This is a genomic window from Amycolatopsis sp. NPDC003731, from assembly GCF_053586895.1.
In genome coordinates, this window is sequence record NZ_JBSFNC010000026.1 from 1 (window position 1) to 6,829 (window position 6,829).

8 protein-coding genes are annotated in these 6,829 nt (G+C 75.2%); 6 read left to right on the plus strand and 2 right to left on the minus strand.

The features are described 5' to 3' along the window. The 3 genes from ACWDN5_RS13610 to ACWDN5_RS13620 form a co-directional block, all read left to right on the plus strand. On the plus strand, positions 1-828 hold an 828-nt coding region (locus ACWDN5_RS13610; protein ID WP_449676499.1), incomplete at its 5' end, for a cytochrome b N-terminal domain-containing protein. Next, complete coding sequence (locus tag ACWDN5_RS13615) at positions 825-1,196, plus strand: hypothetical protein (protein WP_449676500.1); 372 nt, start codon at positions 825-827, stop codon at positions 1,194-1,196. The genes ACWDN5_RS13610 and ACWDN5_RS13615, both read left to right, overlap by 4 nt. Continuing rightward, positions 1,193-1,501 carry a DUF3099 domain-containing protein gene (locus tag ACWDN5_RS13620; protein WP_449676501.1) on the plus strand — a complete coding sequence of 103 codons (309 nt, stop codon included), beginning with the start codon at positions 1,193-1,195 and terminating at the stop codon, positions 1,499-1,501. Before ACWDN5_RS13615 ends, ACWDN5_RS13620 begins: the two co-directional genes overlap by 4 nt. Here ACWDN5_RS13620 and ACWDN5_RS13625 read toward each other — a convergent pair. Both ACWDN5_RS13625 and ACWDN5_RS13630 read right to left on the minus strand, forming a co-directional pair. Further along, positions 1,466-2,317, minus strand: coding sequence for a MerR family transcriptional regulator (locus ACWDN5_RS13625; RefSeq protein WP_310970091.1), 852 nt, complete (start codon positions 2,315-2,317; stop codon positions 1,466-1,468). The genes ACWDN5_RS13620 and ACWDN5_RS13625 overlap by 36 nt on opposite strands. 166 nt (positions 2,318-2,483) lie before the next feature. Continuing rightward, on the minus strand, positions 2,484-3,830 hold the full coding sequence (locus ACWDN5_RS13630; protein ID WP_449676502.1) for a nucleotide disphospho-sugar-binding domain-containing protein: 1,347 nt from the start codon (positions 3,828-3,830) through the stop codon (positions 2,484-2,486). A 56-nt stretch (positions 3,831-3,886) separates the two neighbouring features. Between ACWDN5_RS13630 and ACWDN5_RS13635 the strand changes: the two genes are divergently transcribed. The 3 genes from ACWDN5_RS13635 to ACWDN5_RS13645 all read left to right on the plus strand — a co-directional run. Beyond that, entirely contained in the window at positions 3,887-5,890 is a 2,004-nt protein-coding gene (locus tag ACWDN5_RS13635; RefSeq protein ID WP_449676503.1) for a glycosyltransferase, read from the plus strand. Between the two features lie 44 nt (positions 5,891-5,934). Then, positions 5,935-6,558, plus strand: coding sequence for an RNA polymerase sigma factor (locus ACWDN5_RS13640; RefSeq protein WP_310970094.1), 624 nt, complete (start codon positions 5,935-5,937; stop codon positions 6,556-6,558). Beyond that, a partial coding sequence (locus ACWDN5_RS13645) for a hypothetical protein (protein WP_449676504.1) occupies positions 6,512-6,829 on the plus strand: 318 nt, incomplete at its 3' end. The genes ACWDN5_RS13640 and ACWDN5_RS13645, both read left to right, overlap by 47 nt.

Sequence of the window (6,829 nt, forward strand, 5' to 3'; positions counted from 1 at the left end):
CCGGGGGTGCGGCGCAAGGAGACCAACGTCGTCGGGGTGCGGATCATGCCGTACTTCGCGCTCAAGGGCGGGGCGTTCTTCACCCTGGTCGTGGGGGTGCTGGCGCTGATGTCGGGGCTGTTCCAGATCAACCCGGTGTGGAACTTCGGGCCCTACAACCCTTCCCAGGTCTCCGCCGGGTCCCAGCCGGACTGGTACATGGGCTGGGCGGACGGGCTGCTGCGCGTCTGGCCGCCTTGGGAGCTCTACCTGGGCGACCACACCGTGCCGCCGGTCTTCTTCGCCGGCGCCATCGGCATCGCCGTGCTGGTGACGGCCCTGCTGAGCTACCCATTCATCGAGCGGAAGCTGTCCAGGGACACCGCGCACCACAACCTGCTCCAGCGGCCGCGGGACGTCCCGGTCCGTACGTCGATCGGCGCCATGGCGATCACGTTCTTCCTCGTGCTCACCCTGTCCAGCTTCAACGACATCCTCGCCGTCCAGTTCGACGTGTCCCTCAACGCGATGACGTGGGCCGGCCGGATCGGGCTGCTCATCGGACCGCCGCTGGCCTACTTCGTCACCTACCGGCTGTGCGTCGGCCTCCAGCGGGCCGACCGCGAGGTGCTCGAGCACGGCGTCGAGACGGGCATCATCAAGCGGCTGCCGCACGGTGAGTTCATCGAGATCCACCAGCCGCTGGCCGCCACCCCGCTCGAGTACCAGGGCGCACCCGTGCCGAAGAAGATGAACAAGCTGGGCTCGGCCGGCCACGCGGTGCCCGGCTCGCTGCTCACGCCGGACCCGCCGGCCGAAACCCGTGCCCTGGACCGGGGGCGGCGATGACGACGGTGGCGCCGGTCGCCCGGGCGCGGCTCGCCGGCTGCTGTGCGGCGGTCACCGCCGCGGGCTCCGCGGCCGCCACGGCGGCCGGCTTCACCTGGCTGCCCTTCGACTGGCCGGCGCTGGGTGCGGCGGTGGCCCTCGTCGTCCACGCGGCACTGGCGCTGACCATCGTCGATCTCCGCGACCGGCGGCTGCGGCGCAGTGCGGCCACCGTCGCGGTGCTGCTCGGCGGGCTGCTGCTCGCCGGGTCGGCCTGGGCGGCCGCGGTGCACTGGTCCGGCAGCCCGCCCGCGGTGCTGCTTTCGGTCGTCCAGAACGGCGTCGGGCCGCTGGCCGTGCTGTCCGTCCGGCTCGGGAGTGCCGGGTGAGCCGAAGCCCCGCCTTGATCACCACGGCCGCCCCGTCGGCCGACGAGCAGCTCGCCCGGCGCCGCCGCAAGTACGTGGTGATGATGGCCTGCCGCATCCCGTGCCTGGTGCTGGCCGGGCTCACCGCGCACGTCTGGTGGCTGGCCCTGGCCTTCCTCGCGATCTCCGTGCCGCTGCCGTGGGCGGCGGTGCTCATCGCCAACGACGTGCCGGCGCGCCGCACCGAGCGGACCAGCCGCTTCCGGCCGCCGCGCGCGGAACTGCCGCGGTCAGCCGCCGAAGGACGCCAGCGCCTCGGGGAATGACGGCGGCAACGGCTCGCCGACCGTCGGGAGCCCGCGCCAGCCCGGACCGGCCGGGCGGACCGGGATGCCCTCGGCGTGCAGGGTGCGCAGGGTCCGCACGTCCGCGGACGGCGACGTCATCGACCACACCACCACGGCGCTCGGCGCGTAGCGGCCGGACACCACCCGCAGGACGTCGATCGACACCAGGCCGCCGAGGAACATCGACGGGGCGCCGTCGTCGCCGAGGGCCGCGCTGAGCATCTTCACCGGCAGTTCGTGGCGCTCCGCCGGCCCGCAGACGAACAGGGCCGGGCCCCGGCCGGCCCGGGCGGGCGCCGGCGTCCGCAACCGGTCCAGCGCCGCCGAGGCCGCGGCGGCCAGCGCCCACTCCGCGGCCATCGCGTTGCGGTCGCCCGCCTGCGCCCAGCGTTCCCCGATCGCCCGCAGGACCGGCGCGACGACCTCGGTCCAGCACTTCGCCACCCCCAGACTGGCGAGCGCGTCGTCGACCAGGTCGCCCATGGCCGGCACGTCGAGCAGTTCGGCGGCTTCGGCGATCCGCTGCCGCCGCTGCTTCACGGTCGTCTCCGCCGCGGTCCGGGACAGCACCAGCCTGGCCGCTTCGCGCGCCCGGGTGCCCTGCGCCTGAAGCGCTCGCATCCGCCGCAACCGCTCGACGTCCTCGGCGGTGTACCGCCGCCGGCCGTTCTCCTCCCGGCCCGAGGCGCCGATGCCGTACCGCTGCTCCCACGTCCGCAGCGTCACCTGCGAGACGCCGAGGGTCCGGGCGACCTCGCTCGAGGTGAGGGACCGCCCCTCGGATGTGCTGCTCACAGGCTCTCCCGGCTCCGGTTGAACGCATTCTGCATCACAGTACTCGCTGCGGGTCCCCGCGTCTCAGCGCGTAATGACGATTCATATGCGATGCAAAACGACCTAAATTCGCCTTGAGTACGGCGATCGAGCGCAGTGACGGCTAGCTTTGCATCGATTGTGCAACTCACTCGGGAGGGCGGTCCATGGCTTCGAGCAATCGGCGCGCCGCGGTCTGCGGCCCGCCTGACGCGAGCAGGCGCGCCGCGGCCTCGCGCACGCGGCCGCCCGACGACAGCACCGCGGCGGTGGCCTCGGTGACCGCGGCCGGAGTCAGGCGGTGCGGGTCGAGCACGCGGCCCGCCGGAATGCGTTCGAGATCATGAGCGACCGCGAACTGGTCGCTGGAGAACGGCAACGCGATCGCGGGCACCCCGGCGGCCAGGCATTCGGTGAAGGTGTTGTTGCCGCCGTGGTGCACGACCAGGGAGGCACTCGGCAGGAGCGCCCGCTGCGGCACGTGGTCGAAGACCTCGATCCAGCGGTCGTCCGCGAACGCCGTCCGCAGCGTCTCGGCCCGGTTCCCGGCCGAGACCAGCACCGAGACGTCCGGCACCTGCGCCGCACCGCGGACGACGGTGGCGAGCACGTCGTCGCGGGCGGAGAGGAACGTGCCGAACGAGACGAGGACGAGCCGCCGACGCCCGCCGTCGGTCAGCTGCCCGACGCGGTCCCGCCACTCGGGCGAGAGCCCGGTCTCGCCGACGTCGCTGCAGTGCCCGGCGAACAGCAGCGCCGGCCCGGCCGGCAACGGCGGCAGCCACGGCAGCTCGGGGTAGTTGAACAGCACGGCCTCGGGCGAGGTCAGGCCGAACGCACTGCGCGGGGCCGGCCGGCCGGGAGCGTGCTCGGCGAGGAACCGGGTGAACAGCTCGGTGAACAGGCGGTCGTTGGCCGCCACTTCGGCTCGCAGCGCCGCCAGTTCGGCCGCCGGGGGCGTGATCGCGTCCGGCCAGTAGGGCGGCAGCCCGAAGAAGCGGTCCGGGCCCTCGAGCACGTAACCGGGGTGCCCGGGGCAGAACGCCGCCCACCGCCGGTCCAGCGCCCGGAGCGCGAGCGTGACCGCGTAGGCCAGCTGGTCGACGAGGTACCAGTCCGGACGCAGCCGGGCGTCCAGGCGCCGCAGCGCGGCGTGGACGCCGGCGGGGTCGGGCAGCATGTCCGCCCGGCGGTGCCGGGCCTGGGCCAGCAGCGCCGGCACCGCACCCGCGCGGGTGGCGTCGAGGAACTCGGTCAGCCGCCGGGCCCCGGCCGCCTGCTGGCGGGTGCGCTCGGCGATGCCGGTGTTGGCGTTGTCGCCGAACCCGAACGGCTCGAACCGCAGACCCCGCCGTGCGGCGAGGTCCGCGAACGCGGGGTCGCACGCGAACGTCACGTCCGCGCCCTCGGCCGCCAGCGCCGCCGCCACCGTGGCGAGCGGCTGGGCGTGCGAGGCGAACGGCGGGCTCACCACCACGATCCGCGCTTCCGGCATCCCGTTCTCCCCGTCGTCGTCGCCGATCCGGCGGCCTTGTCCCCAGAGGTACTGCCGTGATCATCCACGACACCGCCCCCGCCGACGCGTTGACGGCGCTGCGGGACCTGCGACCCGGCACCGACCTCACCCGGGTCGACGAGGTCCGCCGCGGCTTCCACCCGGCGTTCGGCGTCCCGGCCTTGGTCGAATACGCCGGCGCCGGTCCGGCGGCGGGCGACGCCGATTCCGCGCTGGCCGAGTTGCGGGCCTTGGCCCGGGCGTCGGATCCGCCGCCACCCTCCGACGTGCTGGCCGCCCTCCCCGAGACCGAAGGAGTGCTCGCCGACCTGGGCACGTCCGTGGCCCTGGACCTCTTCTCCGCCGCGACCGCCGCGCACGGCTGGGTGGCGGCGGGCGTGGCGATCCGCGCCGCCTTCGACACGGCCTCGCCACGCCGTCGCGTGCTGCTGCTGGACCTGGCCGAGCGGCACGACGTCGGGGGCATCCCGGCCGGGGCGGTGGTCGAGGGCGCCGAGCACGACCGCGCGCTGCGGCACGCCGGGTGGCGGTACCTCTCCCGGCACAGCGGGGCGATCACGCGGGAACGCGACGAAGACCCCTACGAACGGGCGCTCGCGGCGGTCTGCCGCGCGACCCCGGCCGACGCACCACTGTGGACGGTCCCGCCTGCGCGTCGCGAGGGGCTGGTCGTGGCCCAGTCGATGCTGCTGGGCTCGTTCGACCAGCCGGGCGCCGGGGCGAGCGGCGGGCTGACCGTGCTCCTGCGGCACCTCGGTACGGCCCTGCCCCAGCACGACGGCATCGCCCGCGTGGTCACCCTGACCCCGGCCGGGCACGACGACCTCGCCGGCCGCCCCGCGCTGGCCGAAGCCGACGGCGACGGGCACGTCGTGCTGCGGATCCCGGTCGACGCCCCCACCGCGCCGGCCCAGCCCGAGCTGTCCCGGCACCGCGCGGCGCTCACGTTCCTGGCACGACGGCTGCTGCGGCTGTCCGGCTGTCACCCCGACGTCGTGCACGTCCGGTACGCCGACGACGGGTCGCTGGCGATCGCCGACGCCGCCACCGCGCTCGGCGCCCGGACCGTGTTCACCCTGACCGCGGACCCGCACCGCTCGCTCGCCGAGCGGCACCGGCCCGCCAGCGCCGAGTCCCCGGCCAGCGCGCGGTTCGACCTGCACCGCGTGTACGCGGCCGACCGGCTGGTGGCCCGGGCGGACACGCTGCTCGGCTTGCCCGGGCGGCCGCCGGGGGAACTGCCCGCGTACTTCCCCGCGTTGCGCGGGCGCCCGGAACCGGAGTCCCTCGCCGAGGGGATCCCGGTGCTGCCCCAGGTCGCCGCCGAGGATCCCCGGCAGCAGCAGCTGGCCGACTCCTTGTTCGCGCCGGACGACCGGCTGCCCCGCCTCGGCCCGGACGCCCGCGGCCTGCCGATCGTGCTGTCCGTGGGCCGGCTCCACCCGGTCAAGCAGCAGGACCTCCTGGTCGAAGCCTGGCTCACCCGCGGCCTTCACCGGCGGACGGCGCTGGTGCTCGTCGGGGGCGACCCCGCCCGTCCGACCGAGGACGAAACCCGGGTGCTGGAGCGCATCCTCGCCCTGCACCGGGCGTACCCGCGGGCGGCAGGCCGCCTGGCCGTGCTGGCGGCGCTCGGCAACGACGACGTCCGGCTGCTCGAACACGGGCTCACCCGCCTGCTTCCGGCGCCCTCGCCCCACCTCTACGCCTGCCCCAGCCGCAAGGAGGAGTTCGGCATCGCGGTCCTGGAAGCCATGGAAGCCGGGCTGCTCGTCCTCGGCCCGCGCCGCGGCGGGCTCCGGCACTACATCGACCACGGCCACAACGGCCTGCTGGCCGACACCTCCGGCCTCGAAGCCTTCGGTGACGACTTGAGCGCGTTCGTCCGCGCCGCGGCCGACGACCCGGTGCGGGCGCGCGCGGCCGCGGCCGCCGGCCGGGACACGGTCCGGCGCCGGTTCGGCATCACCCAGGTCGCCGCCCGCTTCGCCGACGTCTACCGGCGAACGAGCCGCACACCCCGAAGGCCGGCGTCGTGAGCCGCCGCCTGGCAGCCGGTGCTTCCCTCGGCCGGGAAACGGCGATGCCGAGGACCGAAGGTGGCGTCAGGCCGCTCGTGCCCGACGACCTCGACCGGCGGTTCGCCGCCGGGGACGCGGGCGCGCTGCGCGCGGTCTTCGACCGGCACGGGCCCGCCGTGCAGCGACTCGCCCGCGCGAGCCTGCGCGATCCGGCGGACGTGGACGACGTCGTCCAGTCGACCTTCGTCTCGGCCTGGAACGGCCGGAGCACCTACGACCCGGGCCGAGCCGGCCTGCTGGTCTGGCTGCTGGGGATCACCCGCCGCCGCATCGTCGACCTCCTGCGTTCGCGCGGACGGGAACACCGGGACAGCGAAGCGGCGGCGGCCGTTTCGCCGCCGGAGACCGCCGTGGCGGAGTCGCCGGAGCGGGTGCTCGACCGGCTGATCGTCGCGGACGGCCTGGCGCGGCTCCCGGAGGCGCAACGCCTGGTGCTGCACCTGGCCTTCTACGCCGATCTGACCCACACCCAGATCGCCCACCGCACGGACCTCCCGCTGGGCACGGTGAAAAGCCACCTGCGCCGCGGCATGCGCGCGCTGCGCGAACAGCTCGAGTCGAGCGCGGAGGAGGTGAACGATGGCGCACCCGGATCCCGACCGCCTCACGCTGCTCGCCCTCGGTGACGGCGGCCCGGACCCCGCCGAGACCGCTCACCTCGGCACCTGCCCGGCGTGCCGATCGGACTACGACTCGCTGCGCACGATCGCCGGACTGGGCCGGGAAGTGGCGGCCGAGCTGTCGCTGCCACCGGTGTCCGACGACGTCTGGCACCGCATCGCCGCCGAGACCGGCCAGGACCCGGCGGGTTCGCCGCGGGCGGGCGTGCCGGCCGGTCAGGACCCGGTGGGTTCGTCGCGGGGGAGCGTGTCGGCCGGTCAGGACGCGGCGGGTTCG